The organism is Pseudomonas rustica (genome assembly GCF_049959085.1).
GTDB classification, from domain to species: domain Bacteria; phylum Pseudomonadota; class Gammaproteobacteria; order Pseudomonadales; family Pseudomonadaceae; genus Aquipseudomonas; species Aquipseudomonas rustica.
In genome coordinates this window covers 5,360,106-5,374,513 of the sequence record NZ_CP188200.1, presented here as the reverse complement: position 1 = coordinate 5,374,513, position 14,408 = coordinate 5,360,106, and the positions used below count along the sequence as shown (strand labels likewise).

Here is a 14,408-nt window from a genome sequence, read left to right as displayed (position 1 = left end):
ATGACGTTACTGGCATCTCCACTGGAATCCATCGAAAGCGCGGTGATCTGGCTGCTGGTGGTTTTCTCCGTCGCTACCTGGGGTCTGGCATTGCTCAAGGCTGTGCAGTTCGGGCGTCTGAAGGCGCAGGATCGCCGGTTTCACAAACGCTTCTGGGCGGCGTCGAGTCTGGATTCCGCTGCTGAATTGAGCGAGACCCAACCCGGTGCTGCAGCGCGAGTAGCGCAGGCTGGTTACGCAGCGATTCAAGTGGGTGAGGCGCCACAGGCCACGGATTTGAGCCAGGCGATCAACCATCAGGATCGACTGGAGCGCGCCTTGCGTCAGCAGATCGTCCGCGAACGCCGTTCGCTGGAAACCGGTCTGGCAGTAGTCGCCAGTATTGGCAGTACGTCGCCGTTCATTGGTTTGTTCGGCACGGTGTGGGGAATCATGGAAGCGTTGAAAGGCATCAGCGCGGCCGGTTCGGCGAGCCTGGAAACGGTTGCCGGCCCGATCGGTGCAGCGCTGGTTGCGACCGGTGTGGGTATTGCCGTCGCGGTACCGGCGGTGCTGGTTTACAACTACTTTTTACGTCGTCTGAAACTGACGGCGGCGGATCTCGATGACTTCGCCCACGACTTCTACAGCCTGGCGCAAAAGAGCTCGTTCCGCGTATTGATCCACCCGACCGCGCACAAGGTTGCAGCGCAGGGCAACGCGGCAAAAGTGAAGGAGGCGTCCTGATATGGCCTTCTCCACGCAAGACAGTGATGAGGTGCTCAGCGAGATCAACGTGACCCCGCTGGTGGACGTGATGCTGGTGCTGCTGGTGGTGTTTATCGTCACCGCGCCGCTGCTGACCAACGCGATCCCGATCAACCTGCCGAAGACTGAAGCGGTGGCGCCGGTCGAGCAAAAGGATCCGCTGGTGGTGAGCATCGACGGTGCCGGCAAACTGTTTATCAACAAGGATGAGATTCAGCCGGACTTGCTGGAATTCAACCTCAAGTCGGCCAAGGCCAAGGATCCGGAAGTACGCGTGCAATTGCAGGCGGATGACGGAGTGAATTACGGCGAAGTGGCGCGAGCGATGGCTTCGATTGAGCGGGCGGGGATTACCAAGTTGTCGGTGATCACGGCGCGGTAACAGGCTTTACGTTTTTCCGGGGCCGTCTCCTTGGCAGGGTGCGGCCCTTTTTTTATTTCTCGAACACCAACCCTGTAGGAGCTGCCGAAGGCTGCGATCTTTTGATTTTGATTTTAAAAACAAGATCAAAAGATCGCAGCCTTCGGCAGCTTCTACAGGATATTTGTCATATTCGTTTCAGGTCTTAATAAATAGCTTCTTATTCCTTAACGAATATAAATCCCCTCCCTATACTCCTTCAGGAACAGACACGCAGGAGAGCTCCCCATGCGCAACGAATCAATTCGCTATCTGATTGTGCCGGGCTGGCAAGGATCGCCGGAAGATCATTGGCAAAGCCACTGGCAGAACAGCCTGCCGAACAGCGCGCGGGTCGAGCAGGCCGATTGGCTGACGCCGCGTCGTGAAGATTGGGTCGCTGCGCTGGCCGAGGCAATTGCCGCTGACAGCACGCCCGTCATCCTCATCGCCCACAGCCTCGGCTGCGTCACCGTTGCCCATTGGGCTGCCACTGCGCCCGTGCAATACCTGCGTCAGGTGCGCGGCGCCTTGCTGGTCGCGCCGGCGGATGTCGAACGTCCGGCCTGCGCACCCGCGCTGCGCAATTTCGCACCGATTCCGACAGATCTGCTGCCGTTTCCAAGCCAGGTCGTCAGCTCCGACAACGATGCGGCCGTGAGTGCGCCGCGTGCCATGGAACTGGCGCGCAACTGGGGCGCCGAGGCGGGGATTCTCGCCGGTGCCGGGCACATTAACGTCAAGTCCGGGCATCAGCGTTGGGAGCAGGGTTTTGCTTATCTCTATCGCCTGCAAAACCGTATGGAACACCACGCTCGCCGTCGCGCCTGATTTGTTTTTTCTTTGATCGCCCCCGTCTCCCGGCGGTTTTGGGCGGGAGTCTGCCATGAGTTTCGACACTTTCGGTCAGCCGTTGCTGACCTTTCCCGATGCAGAAAAAAGCCCCCTGAGCATCCGCGCCAAAGCGCTGGTGTTCGTCGATCCGCGCTCACGTCAGTTGCGCGAAGAGCTGGAGCAATTGGCCCCGCGCTCGATCTCGGTATTGATCCGTGGCGAGACCGGCACCGGTAAAGAATTGCTCGCTCGCCATATCCATCGCGCCAGTGATCGCAGCGGTTTATTCGTCTCGGTCAATTGCGGCGCGATCAGCCCGACCTACGCCGATGCCGAGTTGTTCGGCTATGCCGCCGGCACGTTCAGCGGCTCGGCGAGCAGCCGCGCGGGGTGGTTCGGTTCGGCCAATGGCGGGACGTTGTACCTGGATGAAATCGGCGATCTGCCGCTGCCGATTCAGATCAAATTGCTCGCCGCATTGGAAAACCACGAGGTCACTCGCGTCGGTGCGCATCAACCGAGCCCGGTGGACGTGCGCCTGGTCGCGGCCACCAGCATTGATCTGGCACAAGCGGTGGATGCCGGGAAATTCCACGAGCGGCTCTATCACTATCTCAGCGAAGGGCATCTCGAGTTGCCGGCGTTGCGCGCGCGGATCGGCGATATCCTTTCGCTGGCCGAGTATTTCCTCGGCATCTATAGCCAGCGCCTCGACCTGCCGGTGCCGCTGATCAGCGAAGCGGCGCAGCACGTGCTCGAACAACACAGCTGGCCGGGCAACACCCGCGAACTGGAAAACGTCATTCATTTTGCGTTGCTGGTGAGCACGGGTGACGAGATTCTGCCGGAGCATCTGAACCTGCCCCCCTTGCTGAACCAAATCGAAAACCAGATCAAACAAATCATCGCCACCGGCTCCACGACTGACCAGGCCGCCCTCAAACAGCTCCTGAAAAACGCCGGCCTCCTGTAGGAGCTGGCGCAGCCTGCGATCCTTTGATCTTGCTTTTCGACGTTTTAACTTGTTGAAAATCAAAAGATCGCAACCTTCGGCAGCTCCTACACGTCTAAACCGCGTGTATGAACAAAATGGAATATCAACGTGAATAAACGTTATTGTCCGGGAATATAAAATCCCGGTATTGTCCGACCCACGCCAGCGATATCACTTCACTGGCACTCGTATTAGATGCCGTCGTCGATGACGACCGATTTTCGATAAGGACACTGCATGAAAAAGGTTCTGTTGTTTACCGCATTGGCGGCTGCTCTGACGGCTTCCCTGGCCAACGCTGGCGAGAAACTGGTGGTTGCCGCAACGCCAGTGCCGCATGCTGAAATTCTTGAGCTGATCAAACCGACCCTGGCCAAAGAAGGCGTGGATCTGGAAATCAAAGTCTTCACCGACTACGTTCAGCCGAACGTGCAAGTGGGCGAGAAGCGTCTGGACGCCAACTACTTCCAGACCCTGCCGTACCTGAACAGCTTCAACCAGGGTAAATACAAGGACGACAAGTCCAAGTACCTGGTGACCGTGCAAGGTGTGCACGTTGAACCGTTCGGTGGCTACTCGAGCAAGTACAAGACCCTGGCTGAACTGCCGGACGGCGCGACCATCGCCATCCCCAACGAAGGCAGCAACAGCGGCCGTGCGCTGATCCTGCTGCAGAAGGCCGGCCTGATCGAGCTGAAAGACCCGAAAAACGCTCTGGCAACGCCGAAAGACATCGCCAAGAACCCGCACAATTTCAAGTTCAAGGAACTGGAATCGGCGCTGCTGCCACGCGTTCTGAAGGAAGTTGATCTGGACATGATCAACACCAACTACGCGCTGGAAGCCAAGTTGAACCCGCAGAAAGATGCGCTGGTGATTGAAGGTGCTGACTCGCCGTACGTGAACTTCCTGGTGGCCCGTGAGGACAACAAGAACAGCGACGCGATCCAGAAACTGGCCAAAGCCCTGACCAGCCCGGAAGTCAAAGCGTTCATCGAGAAGAAGTACAACGGCGCGGTACTGCCGGCGTTCTGATCTGACGCTTGAACCACCCCCTTCAAGGTGTGAAAACGCCGATGGCCAGCGATGGGCATCGGCGTTTTTGTGTGTACTGGATTTGTAAATTCACAAAATCAGCAGCCAGAAGCAAAAGATCGCAGCCTTCGGCAGCTCCTACAGGGAAATGAACACGTGTAGGAGCTGCCGAAGGCTGCGATCTTTTGATCTTTATTGCTCAGGCCACCCCAGCCTTCAACGCCCGCCTCAACGCCACCAACAATTTCAAAATCTCCTGCGGATCCAGCCGCTGCGGCGCTTTTACGTCCATGTTCTCTTCCTTGTAATTGGTTTCGGCCGGAGGAGTCTGACCAAAAGCTGTGCGTCCTTGGAGGGCCTGAATCAAAAAAAGATCCGTCCTACAGCGCAAGGAAAAATAGCCTTCTTATTCCTTCCCGGCAAACCGACAGGATAGTTTTTTGAGTGATATCAATATGCTTTAACGGTATTTAAATTCTTGTTTTTATACCTATAAAGTCAGTGCCTGCCGGACAGCCACCCGCTGTCCATGGACTGCACGACCGTCGCTTACCGAGCGATGTCCAGGACGCTTCATGACCTTCGATTACGCTTTTATTCTCAGCACGCTGCCCGCGTTTCTCAAAGCCGTGGGTGTGACGCTGCAGGTCGGTTTCATCGCCATTGGCACCTCGCTGGTGGTGGCGCTGCTCAACGCGACGATTCTGGTGTTCCGCACGCCGTACCTGCAAAAACTGGTCGGCCTGTACGTAGAGCTGGCGCGTAACACGCCGCTGTTGATCCAGTTGTTCTTCGTCTACTTCGCCTTGCCGGCAGTGGGAATCCAGGTGTCCGGTTTCACCGCTGCGATCATCACCATGACCTTCCTCGGCGGCGCCTACCTCACCGAAGTGCTGCGGGCCGGCGTCGATGCGGTGCCGCAGGCGCAACTGGAGTCCGGGCGTTCGATCGGCCTGTCCCACGGTCAGTTGCTGCGCTACGTGATCCTGCCGCAAGCGGGGATCCTCAGCCTGCCGTCGTTGTTCGCCAATTTCATTTTTCTGCTCAAGGAAACCACCGTGGTCTCGGCGGTGGCGGTGCCGGAAATTCTCTACACCACCAAGAGCTACATCGCGCTCTATTACAAAACCTACGAAATGCTCGCCGTGCTGACACTGATCTGCGTGCTGTTGTTCTTGCCGCTGTCGCTGTTGCTCAGCCGTCTGGAAAGGAGGCTCCAGCATGGCCAGTTCGGGTCTTGAACTGCTCTGGGTGTCGTTGCCGCAACTGGCCAAAGGCGCCGGGCAAACCTTGTCGATCTCGTTTCTGAGCATCGCCATCAGCACCGTCGGCGGCGTGCTCTACGGCGTGTTGCGCACGCTCAACGTGACGTGGCTTAACGCGATTTTGCGGGTGTATCTGGAGCTGTTCCGGGCGATTCCGGTGCTGGTCTGGTTGTACCTGTTGTTCTTCGGCTTGCCGATTTTCTTCGGCCTGAGCATTCCGAGTTTTTGGTGCGCAGTGCTGGTGCTGTCGCTGTGGGGCGCCAGCGAGGTCGGCGAAGTGGCGCGCGGTGCGCTGCATTCGTTGCCGCGCGGGCAGCGTGAAGCGGGGCTGTCGATTGGTCTGAACGCCGCGCAACTCTATGGCTACGTGCTGCTGCCGCAAGCGCTGAAACGCATGACGCCGCCGACCATCAACGTCTACACGCGGATCATCAAGACCAGTTCGCTGGCGGTGTTGATCGGTGTGGTGGACGTGATCAAGGTCGGCCAGCAGATCATCGAGCGCACCTACGAATCAGTGCTGATCTACGGCGTGCTGTTTCTGTTTTTCTTTTTCATCTGCTACCCGCTCTCGGCCGCTTCGCGCGTGCTGGAGCGGCGCTGGACGCAAGCATGAGCGCATTGATCGAGTTTCACGGTTTCAACAAATTCTATGGCGAGCAGCAAGTGCTCAACGGCATTGATCTGCAGGTGCAGAGCGGTGAAGTGATCGTCATCCTCGGCCCCAGCGGTTGCGGCAAAAGCACCTTGCTGCGTTGCCTCAATGGTCTGGAAGAGGCGCACAGCGGCAGCCTGAAATTTGTCGGCCGCGAGCTGCTGGACAAGGCCACCGACTGGCGCGAGATCCGCCAGCAGATCGGCATGGTGTTCCAGAGTTATCACCTGTTTCCGCACATGAGCGTGCTCGATAATTTGCTGCTCGGCCCGCTCAAGGTGCAAAAGCGTCAGCGTCGCGAAGCGCAGCAGCAAGCCGAAGCGTTGCTCGAACGCGTGGGTCTGCTGGACAAGCGCGATGCCTTCCCGCGTCAGCTCTCCGGCGGGCAGCAGCAACGCATCGCCATCGTCCGTTCGCTGTGCATGAACCCAAGGGTGATGCTCTTCGACGAAGTCACCGCCGCGCTTGATCCGGAGATGGTCAAGGAAGTTTTGCAGGTCATTCAGGGCCTGGCCCGTGAGGGCATGACCCTGCTGATCGTCACCCACGAAATGGCCTTCGCCCGCGCGGTGGCCGACCGCATCGTGTTCATGGATGCCGGGCGCATCCTTGAACAGACCCCGCCCGAGATTTTCTTTACGAACCCGCAAACCGCACGCGCGCAGCAGTTTCTGGAGAAGTTCTCCTTCGTTGCAACACTGCCCAAAACGAATCCGACAAAGGAACTGGAACTGTTATGAAAACTGCCGCTTTTTTACTGCCCCTATTGAGCCTCGCCTTGCTTGGCGGTTGCAGCAAAACCGAAGAACCGCCAAAGCCGAAAGTCGCCAGCGAAAGCACCGCGCCGGCCGGTTATCTGGACAAGATCAAGGCCCGCGACAAACTGATCGTCGGCGTGTTTACCGATAAACCGCCGTTCGGTTTTGTCGATGAAGCGGGGCGTTACGTGGGTTTCGATACCGACATCGGCCGTCGTTTCGCCAAGGATCTGCTCGGCGATGAAAACAAGGTCGAATTCGTCGCGGTCGAACCGGCGAGCCGCATTCCGTTTCTGCAAAGCGACAAGGTCGACCTGATCCTCGCCAACATGACCGTCACGCCTGAGCGCAAGGAAGCGGTGGAATTCACCAACCCGAACCTCAAGGTTGCTGTGCAAGCGCTGGTGCCGCAGAGCAGCTCGGTGAAAAACCTGGATGACCTGGCGACCCGCACCACCATCGTCACTACCGGCACCACTGCCGATATCTGGCTGACCAAGAATCACCCGGACTGGAAACTGCTGAAGTTCGAGAAAAACTCCGAGTCGCTGCAAGCCCTGGCCAATGGTCGCGGCGATGCTTATGCGCAGGACAATCTGGTGCTGTTCAGCTGGGCCAAGCAGAACCCGGGCTATCGCGTGCTGGAGGATAAACTCGGTGCCGAAGCGCCGATTGCACCGGCGGTGAAGAAGGGCAATATCGAACTGCGTGACTGGGTGAATACCGAGCTGACGAAGTTGGGTGAAGAGAAGTATCTGCTCAAGCTGTACGACCAATACGTGCGTAAAGAACTGAGCGATGACACCAAGCCTGAGAGCGTGATTGTTGAAGGGGGCAAGTGGCAGGGGTGATTGCCTGATGGGTCGGTGGTGAGGCTTGCCCCTCACCCCAGCCCTCTCCCGGAGGGAGAGGGGGCCGACCGAGGTGTCCTGCGTCATACATCGACCTGAAAAACCGAGTCGATTATGGATTCACAGCAGCATTTTCAGGTCGGCGTCACTCTGGAGCATCCCCCAATCAGTCCCCTCTCCCCCCGGGAGAGGGCTAGGGTGAGGGGCTTTTGACCAAAGCACTCAATCAGGCCAATACCACGCCGGCGTCTCCAGCACTTTCTGCCCGACAATCCCAGTCTCCCCCAGCGTCTTCTCCAGCACAATGCAATTGCACTCCGGATCCTCCTGCAACGCCGAAATCAACCGCCGCGCATGCGACACCACCCACACCTGACATTGCTCCGACGCACGAATGATCAACCGGGCCAACGCCGGCAGCAGATCCGGGTGCAGGCTGGTTTCCGGCTCGTTCAGCACCATCAGCGACGGCGGCCTCGGTGTCAGCAACGCCGCGACCAACAACAAATAACGCAACGTCCCGTCCGACAACTCCGCCGCCGACAGTGGCCGCAGCAAACCTTCCTGATAGAACTCGATGGCAAAGCGTCCACCCGCCTGAGCTTCGATATGCAAGCGCGCCCCCGGAAAGGCATCAGTAATCGCCGCACGCATCGCGTCGCCGTCACCGATTTCAATAATGGTCTGCAACGCCGCCGCCAGATCGCGGCCGTCGTGGTGCAGCACCGGCGTGCGCGTGCCCAGTTGTGGCTGACGCACCGGTGCGTCGGCGTCGCTGCGAAAGTGATCATAAAAACGCCAGCGGCGAATGAACTCGCGCATCTGGAACACTTCTGGCGAGCTGCGCAGGCTGCCAACCTGATCGAACAGGCTGTCGAAGTTCGGCGTGTGCTGCGCCAGCACATCCCATTGGCGCTCGTTGCGCGCGCGAATCATCGGGCCGTCGCGATCGACCAACAGGCTGGCAGGGCGGTAATGCGGGCCGACCCAGATGCATTCGCGCTTGATCTGCGGGTCGAGGCTGAAGCGCGAAGGGATTGGCCGCGAGTGCTCGGGCAGCATGAAATGGCCGTTGGAATCGGGCAGGCCGAGGCTGATCGAATAACTGAAATCTTCCCCGGCAAAGCCCAGGCGCAAACGCTTCACGCCTTGGCCCACGGTCGACTGGATTGGCACCTCGCCGTTGCGCATGCGCCGGCTGATGGTTTCCGGCCCGGCCCAGAACGTCGAATCCAGTCCGCCTTCACGCGCCAGTGCATTGACCACGCCGCCCTGCGCGGTTTCCGCTAGCAGGCGCAAGGCCCGATAGAGGTTGGACTTGCCACTGCCATTGGGGCCGGTGATCAGGTTCAGACGACCCAGCGGGATCACCAATTTATTGATCGAGCGGTAATTGGCCACCGCCAGGGTGTTGAGCATGAATGAGATCCTCCGAATCCGCCGCAGAATACCCCCTGTAGGAGCTGCCGAAGGCTGCGATCTTTTGATCTTTTCCGCAAAAAAGCAAAAGATCGCAGCCTTCGGCAGCTCCTTCGGTGTTTAATCTGTTATTCGCATGAGCAATGGTTGAACCCTGTTCTAAGCTCTGAAGTCGTATCGTCCTGATCGTCTAAAAATGCCAAGGAGTCTGCATGGCGGGTCCCGGAATTAAAGTGGTAATGGCTTTGAGCGCCATTGCCTTGCTGACCGCTTGCGGCGAAAAGAAGGCTCCCCAGGAGTACCTGCCGAGAGTCTTTGTTCAAGAGGTGAAACCCGCGGATTACGCGGCCTCGGTGACACTGACCGGTGATGTGCAGGCGCGCGTGCAGACAGAATTGTCGTTCCGCGTCGGCGGCAAAATCATCCAGCGTTCGGTCGACGTCGGCGACCGTGTCACGGCCAAGCAAGTGCTGGCCAAACTCGATCCCAAGGATTTGCAGACCAACGTCGATTCCGCTCAGGCTCAGGTCGTCGCCGAACAGGCGCGGGTCAAGCAGAGCGCGGCGGCGTTTGTGCGTCAGCAAAAACTGCTGCCCAAGGGCTACACCAGCCAAAGCGAATTCGATACCGCGCAAGCCGCGTTGCGCAGTAGCCAAAGCGCCTTGAGCGCGGCTCAGGCGCAACTGGCCAATGCCAAGGATCAGCTTAGCTACACCTCGCTGATTGCTGATGCGCCGGGCGTCATCACTGAGCGTCAGGCCGAAGTTGGTCAGGTCGTGCAAGCCACGGCGCCGATTTTCAGTCTGGCCCGCGACGGCGATCGCGATGCGGTGTTCAACGTCTACGAGTCGCTGCTGGCCGAGCGACCGACAGATAACAAAATCACCGTCAGCCTGCTCGACAACCCCGAGATCAAAACCACCGGCACCGTGCGCGAAATCACCCCGTCAGTGTCCGCGCAGTCCGGCACCGTGCAAGTCAAAGTCACCCTCGACAAACTGCCGCCAGGCATGCAACTCGGTTCGGTAGTGAGCGCGACGGCCAAGGGCACCGGCAAATCGGCGGTGGCTTTGCCGTGGTCGGCGCTGACCAAAAATGTCAGCGACCCCGCCGTGTGGCTGGTCGACGACAAGGGCGAAGCGCAATTGCACACGGTCACGGTCGGCCGTTACCTGACCGGCAAAGTGATCATCAGCGAAGGTCTCAATGGCGGCGAAAAAGTCATCATCGCCGGCGGCCAGTTATTGCACCCGGGCATGAAAGTAGAGATTGCCGAGAACACCTACAAGGATCTGGAAATGGGAGCGCAGCCATGAAGCGTTTCGGGCTGTTGGCCGTCGGGCTGTTGCTCGCGGCATGCTCCAAGAAGGAGCCGCCTCCGGAGCCGGTGCGCCCGGTGTTGTCGGTCAAGGTCGAGGCCTTGAACGAAGAAACCCTCGGTCGCTTCGCCGGCAGCATTCAGGCGCGCTACGAGAGCAACACCGGTTTCCGTGTCGGTGGGCGCATAGCCAGCCGTAACGTTGATGTCGGCACCGAAGTGGAGAAGGGCACGCTGCTCGCCACCCTCGACCCGTCCGATCAGCAAAATCAGCTGCGTTCGGCGCAGGGCGATCTGGCAAAAATCGAAGCTCAGTTGATCAACGCACAAGCTAACGCCCGACGTCAGCAAGCGCTGTTTGATCGCGGCGTCGGCGCGCAGGCGCAACTCGACGAGGCCACCACTAACCTGAAAACCACTCAGGCCTCACTCGATCAGGCGCGGGCGGCGGTCAATCAGAGCAAGGATCAACTCGGCTACACCGAACTGCGTTCCGACCACAAAGCCGTGGTCACCGCGTGGAACGCCGAGGCCGGGCAAGTGGTGACGGCAGGTCAACAAGTGGTGACGCTGGCGCAACCGGACATCAAAGAAGCGGTGATCGATCTGCCGGACACTTTGGTCGATCAGATCCCCAAGGACGTGGTGTTTCTGGTCGCTGCGCAACTCGATCCGAGCATCAAAACCACCGCGGTCATCCGCGAAATCGAACCGCAGGCACAGAGCGCCACGCGCACCCGCCGCGCTCGTCTGACCCTGACTGATACGCCGGAAGGTTTCCGTCTCGGCACCGCGATCAGCGTGACCCTCAGCTCAGCGATCAAACCGCGCATCGAACTGCCGGCAACCACGTTGCAGGAAGTCGATGGCAAAACACGGATCTGGGTGATCGACACCCAAAACAAAACCGTCAGCCCCCGCGATGTCACCGTCGTCAGCCGAACCGACAGCACCGTGGTGCTGGCCGGTGGCGTGAAGAACGGCGAGCAAGTGGTCAGCGCCGGCGTCAACAGTCTTAAACCCGGACAATCAGTGAAATTTGACGAGGACAGTCAATGAAAGGCTCTTTCAACCTCTCCGAATGGGCCTTGAAACACCAGTCCTTCGTCTGGTACCTGATGTTCGTCGCGTTGCTGATGGGGGTGTTTTCCTACTTCAATCTGGGCCGCGAAGAAGACCCGTCGTTCACCATCAAAACCATGGTGATCCAGACCAAATGGCCGGGCGCGACCCAAGAGGAAACGCTCAAGCAGGTCACCGACCGCATCGAGAAAAAACTCGAAGAGCTGGACTCCCTCGACTACGTGAAAAGCTACACGCGCCCCGGCGAATCGACGGTGTACGTGTACCTGCGCGACACCACCAGTGCCAAGGACATCCCGGAAATCTGGTACCAGGTGCGCAAGAAGATCAACGACATTCGCGGGCAGTTCCCCCAAGGCATTCAAGGCCCGGGGTTCAACGACGAGTTCGGTGATGTGTTCGGTTCGGTCTACGCGTTTACCGCCGACGGCCTGACCATGCGCCAGTTGCGCGACTACGTGGAGCAGGCGCGGGCGGAGATTCGCAACGTGCCGGGGCTGGGCAAGATCGAAATGGTCGGCCAGCAGGATGAAGTGATTTACCTGAACTTCTCCACGCGCAAACTGGCTGCGCTGGGCATCGATCAGCGCCAGGTCGTAGAGAGCCTGCAATCGCAGAACGCCGTGACCCCGGCGGGTGTGATCGAGGCCGGGCCGGAGCGGATTTCCGTGCGCACGTCGGGGCAATTCGCCTCGGAGAAAGACCTGGCCGAGGTCAACCTCAAGCTCAACGACCGCTTCTATCGTCTGGCCGACATCGCCGAGATCAGTCGCGGTTACGTCGACCCGGCCACCCCGGAATTCCGTTTCGACGGCAAACCGGCAATCGGTCTGGCGATCGCCATGCAGAAGGGCGGCAACGTTCAGGCGTTCGGTAAAGCGTTGCATGAGCGCATCGATCAAGTCACCGCAGACCTGCCGGTAGGCGTTGGCATCCACACCGTTTCCGATCAGGCCGTGGTGGTGGAAGAAGCTGTTGGCGGCTTCACCAGCGCGCTGTTCGAAGCGGTGATCATCGTCTTGGTGGTGAGCTTTATCAGCCTCGGCGTGCGCGCCGGTCTGGTGGTGGCGTGCTCGATTCCGCTGGTGCTGGCGATGGTCTTTGTCTTCATGGAATACAGCGGCATCACCATGCAGCGGATTTCCCTCGGTGCGTTGATCATCGCCCTCGGCCTGTTGGTGGACGACGCGATGATCACGGTGGAGATGATGGTCACGCGCCTGGAAATGGGCGAGACCAAGGAGCAGGCCGCGACCTACGCCTACACCTCGACCGCGTTCCCGATGCTCACCGGTACGCTGGTGACCGTCGCCGGTTTCGTGCCGATCGGCCTCAACGCCAGCTCCGCTGGTGAGTACACCTACACGCTGTTTGCGGTGATCGCGGTGGCGATGATCGTCTCGTGGATCGTCGCGGTGTTCTTCGCGCCAGTGATCGGCGTGCACATCCTCAGCGCCAACGTGAAACCCCACGCCGCTGAACCAGGGCGCATTGGCCGCGCATTCAACGGCGGTTTGCTGTGGAGCATGCGCAACCGTTGGTGGGCGATCGGTATCACCGTGCTGCTGTTTGCACTGTCGATTTTCTGCATGCGTTTCGTGCAGAACCAGTTCTTCCCGGCCTCGGATCGTCCGGAAATTCTCGTCGACCTGAACCTGCCGCAAAACGCCTCGATCGACGAAACCCGCAAGGCCGTCGACAAGCTCGAAGAAACCCTCAAGGGCGACCCGGACATCGTGCGCTGGAGCACCTACATCGGTCAGGGCGCGATCCGTTTCTACCTGCCACTCGACCAGCAATTGCAAAACCCGTACTACGCGCAACTGGTGATCGTCAGCAAAGGCTTCGAGTCCCGCGAGGCTCTGAGCGCACGGCTGCGTGAGCGTCTGCGCAAAGAGTTCGTCGGCATCGGCAGCTACGTGCAGGCACTGGAAATGGGCCCGCCGGTAGGGCGTCCGATTCAGTACCGGGTCAGCGGCAAGGACATCGATCAAGTGCGCAAGCACGCCATCGACCTCGCCACCGAACTGGATAAAAACTCGCACATCGGCGAGATCATTTACGACTGGAACGAGCCGGGCAAAGTCCTGCGCATCGACATCGCACAGGACAAGGCGCGCCAGCTCGGGTTGTCGTCCGAAGACGTCGCCAACCTGATGAACAGCATCGTCAGTGGCTCGCCGTTGACCCAGGTCGATGACGATATCTACCTGATCAACGTGGTCGGTCGTGCGGTGGATTCCGAACGCGGTACCCCGGAAACCCTGCAGAACCTGCAGATCGTCACGCCGAGCGGCACCTCGATCCCGCTGCTCGCATTCGCCACGGTTCGTTATGAACTGGAGCAACCGCTGGTGTGGCGTCGCGATCGTTTGCCGACCATCACCATCAAGGCTTCGGTGCGCGACGAGATTCAGCCGACCGACCTGGTGAAAATCCTCAAGCCATCGATTGATGCCTTCGCGGAAAAACTGCCGGTCGGCTACAAAGTCGCCACCGGCGGTACGGTCGAGGAAAGCGGCAAGGCCCAAGGGCCGATCGCCAAGGTGTTGCCATTGATGCTGTTCTTGATGGCGACGTTCCTGATGATCCAGTTGCACAGCGTGCAGAAAATGTTCCTGGTGGCGAGTGTCGCGCCGCTGGGGCTGATCGGCGTGGTGCTGGCGCTGGTGCCGACCGGCACGCCGATGGGCTTCGTGGCGATTCTGGGGATTCTCGCGCTGATCGGCATCATCATCCGCAACTCGGTGATCCTGGTGACGCAGATCGATGAATTCGAACGCAAAGGCTATGAGCCGTGGGATGCGGTGGTGGAAGCGACCGAGCATCGACGCCGGCCAATCCTGCTGACCGCTGCGGCGGCGAGCATGGGCATGATCCCGATCGCCCGCGAAGTATTCTGGGGGCCGATGGCGTACGCGATGATCGGCGGGATTGTGGTGGCGACGCTGCTGACGCTGCTGTTCCTGCCGGCGCTGTATGTGGCGTGGTACAAGATTCGCGAGCCGAAAAAAGAAACTGCCTAAGGCAAAAGCAAAAGATCGCAGCC

Annotated in this window: 14 protein-coding genes; 12 read left to right on the top strand and 2 right to left on the bottom strand. The window is 59.3% G+C overall.

Annotated features, from left to right (window positions below):
* The 5 genes from ACP3TY_RS24470 (at position 1) to ACP3TY_RS24450 (ending at position 4,010) form a co-directional block, all read left to right on the top strand.
* Entirely contained in the window at positions 1–726 is a 726-nt protein-coding gene (locus ACP3TY_RS24470) for a MotA/TolQ/ExbB proton channel family protein (RefSeq protein WP_053116492.1), read from the top strand.
* A 1-nt stretch (position 727) separates the two neighbouring features.
* Positions 728–1,129, top strand: coding sequence for an ExbD/TolR family protein (locus tag ACP3TY_RS24465; protein ID WP_003220570.1), 402 nt, complete (start codon positions 728–730; stop codon positions 1,127–1,129).
* A gap of 267 nt (positions 1,130–1,396) precedes the next feature.
* Positions 1,397–1,978, top strand: a complete 582-nt coding sequence (locus tag ACP3TY_RS24460; protein ID WP_053116493.1) for an alpha/beta hydrolase — start codon at positions 1,397–1,399, stop codon at positions 1,976–1,978.
* Positions 1,979–2,033: 55 nt separating this feature from the next.
* A complete protein-coding gene (locus ACP3TY_RS24455) occupies positions 2,034–2,954 on the top strand; it encodes a sigma 54-interacting transcriptional regulator (protein ID WP_426618683.1) in 921 nt (306 codons plus the stop codon).
* Positions 2,955–3,212: 258 nt separating this feature from the next.
* The gene (locus ACP3TY_RS24450; protein ID WP_007918708.1) at positions 3,213–4,010 is read left to right on the top strand and encodes a MetQ/NlpA family ABC transporter substrate-binding protein; all 798 of its coding nucleotides are present in this window, start codon (positions 3,213–3,215) and stop codon (positions 4,008–4,010) included.
* 199 nt (positions 4,011–4,209) lie between these two features.
* Here the strand turns inward: ACP3TY_RS24450 and ACP3TY_RS24445 are convergent, their stop codons facing one another.
* Positions 4,210–4,377, bottom strand: coding sequence for a hypothetical protein (locus ACP3TY_RS24445; RefSeq protein WP_159811976.1), 168 nt, complete (start codon positions 4,375–4,377; stop codon positions 4,210–4,212).
* 208 nt (positions 4,378–4,585) lie between these two features.
* Here ACP3TY_RS24445 and ACP3TY_RS24440 point away from each other — a divergent pair, with 208 nt between their 5' ends.
* From ACP3TY_RS24440 to ACP3TY_RS24425, 4 genes are read left to right on the top strand one after another with little or no spacing between them, the layout of a single operon-like run.
* On the top strand, positions 4,586–5,251 hold the full coding sequence (locus tag ACP3TY_RS24440) for an amino acid ABC transporter permease (RefSeq protein WP_053116495.1): 666 nt from the start codon (positions 4,586–4,588) through the stop codon (positions 5,249–5,251).
* The gene (locus ACP3TY_RS24435) at positions 5,232–5,891 is read left to right on the top strand and encodes an amino acid ABC transporter permease (RefSeq protein WP_053116496.1); all 660 of its coding nucleotides are present in this window, start codon (positions 5,232–5,234) and stop codon (positions 5,889–5,891) included. Before ACP3TY_RS24440 ends, ACP3TY_RS24435 begins: the two co-directional genes overlap by 20 nt.
* Positions 5,888–6,670: an amino acid ABC transporter ATP-binding protein gene (locus tag ACP3TY_RS24430; RefSeq protein WP_158830843.1), complete on the top strand. Its 783-nt coding sequence runs from the start codon at positions 5,888–5,890 to the stop codon at positions 6,668–6,670. The genes ACP3TY_RS24435 and ACP3TY_RS24430 overlap by 4 nt, the downstream gene beginning before the upstream one ends.
* The gene (locus ACP3TY_RS24425; RefSeq protein WP_426618682.1) at positions 6,667–7,539 is read left to right on the top strand and encodes a transporter substrate-binding domain-containing protein; all 873 of its coding nucleotides are present in this window, start codon (positions 6,667–6,669) and stop codon (positions 7,537–7,539) included. Before ACP3TY_RS24430 ends, ACP3TY_RS24425 begins: the two co-directional genes overlap by 4 nt.
* Positions 7,540–7,761: 222 nt before the next feature.
* Here ACP3TY_RS24425 and ACP3TY_RS24420 read toward each other — a convergent pair whose 3' ends face one another.
* Positions 7,762–8,958 carry an AAA family ATPase gene (locus tag ACP3TY_RS24420; protein ID WP_426618681.1) on the bottom strand — a complete coding sequence of 399 codons (1,197 nt, stop codon included), beginning with the start codon at positions 8,956–8,958 and terminating at the stop codon, positions 7,762–7,764.
* A 212-nt stretch (positions 8,959–9,170) separates the two neighbouring features.
* On the opposite strand from ACP3TY_RS24420, the gene ACP3TY_RS24415 reads away from it, so the two are divergent.
* From ACP3TY_RS24415 to ACP3TY_RS24405, 3 genes are read left to right on the top strand one after another with little or no spacing between them, the layout of a single operon-like run.
* Positions 9,171–10,274: an efflux RND transporter periplasmic adaptor subunit gene (locus ACP3TY_RS24415; protein WP_053116500.1), complete on the top strand. Its 1,104-nt coding sequence runs from the start codon at positions 9,171–9,173 to the stop codon at positions 10,272–10,274.
* Positions 10,271–11,335, top strand: coding sequence for an efflux RND transporter periplasmic adaptor subunit (locus ACP3TY_RS24410; protein ID WP_426618680.1), 1,065 nt, complete (start codon positions 10,271–10,273; stop codon positions 11,333–11,335). Before ACP3TY_RS24415 ends, ACP3TY_RS24410 begins: the two co-directional genes overlap by 4 nt.
* Positions 11,332–14,385, top strand: a complete 3,054-nt coding sequence (locus ACP3TY_RS24405) for an efflux RND transporter permease subunit (RefSeq protein WP_053116502.1) — start codon at positions 11,332–11,334, stop codon at positions 14,383–14,385. Before ACP3TY_RS24410 ends, ACP3TY_RS24405 begins: the two co-directional genes overlap by 4 nt.
* Positions 14,386–14,408: the final 23 nt, after the last annotated feature.

What these genes read in the sequence shown, in the direction of transcription:
- ACP3TY_RS24470 (WP_053116492.1), top strand. Translation starts at nt 1, where the DNA reads ATGACGTTACTGGCATCTCCACTGGAATCCATCGAAAGCGCGGTGATC.
- ACP3TY_RS24465 (WP_003220570.1), top strand. Translation starts at nt 728, where the DNA reads ATGGCCTTCTCCACGCAAGACAGTGATGAGGTGCTCAGCGAGATCAAC.
- ACP3TY_RS24460 (WP_053116493.1), top strand. Translation starts at nt 1,397, where the DNA reads ATGCGCAACGAATCAATTCGCTATCTGATTGTGCCGGGCTGGCAAGGA.
- ACP3TY_RS24455 (WP_426618683.1), top strand. Translation starts at nt 2,034, where the DNA reads ATGAGTTTCGACACTTTCGGTCAGCCGTTGCTGACCTTTCCCGATGCA.
- ACP3TY_RS24450 (WP_007918708.1), top strand. Translation starts at nt 3,213, where the DNA reads ATGAAAAAGGTTCTGTTGTTTACCGCATTGGCGGCTGCTCTGACGGCT.
- ACP3TY_RS24440 (WP_053116495.1), top strand. Translation starts at nt 4,586, where the DNA reads ATGACCTTCGATTACGCTTTTATTCTCAGCACGCTGCCCGCGTTTCTC.
- ACP3TY_RS24435 (WP_053116496.1), top strand. Translation starts at nt 5,232, where the DNA reads ATGGCCAGTTCGGGTCTTGAACTGCTCTGGGTGTCGTTGCCGCAACTG.
- ACP3TY_RS24430 (WP_158830843.1), top strand. Translation starts at nt 5,888, where the DNA reads ATGAGCGCATTGATCGAGTTTCACGGTTTCAACAAATTCTATGGCGAG.
- ACP3TY_RS24425 (WP_426618682.1), top strand. Translation starts at nt 6,667, where the DNA reads ATGAAAACTGCCGCTTTTTTACTGCCCCTATTGAGCCTCGCCTTGCTT.
- ACP3TY_RS24420 (WP_426618681.1), bottom strand. Translation starts at nt 8,958, where the DNA reads ATGCTCAACACCCTGGCGGTGGCCAATTACCGCTCGATCAATAAATTG.
- ACP3TY_RS24415 (WP_053116500.1), top strand. Translation starts at nt 9,171, where the DNA reads ATGGCGGGTCCCGGAATTAAAGTGGTAATGGCTTTGAGCGCCATTGCC.
- ACP3TY_RS24410 (WP_426618680.1), top strand. Translation starts at nt 10,271, where the DNA reads ATGAAGCGTTTCGGGCTGTTGGCCGTCGGGCTGTTGCTCGCGGCATGC.
- ACP3TY_RS24405 (WP_053116502.1), top strand. Translation starts at nt 11,332, where the DNA reads ATGAAAGGCTCTTTCAACCTCTCCGAATGGGCCTTGAAACACCAGTCC.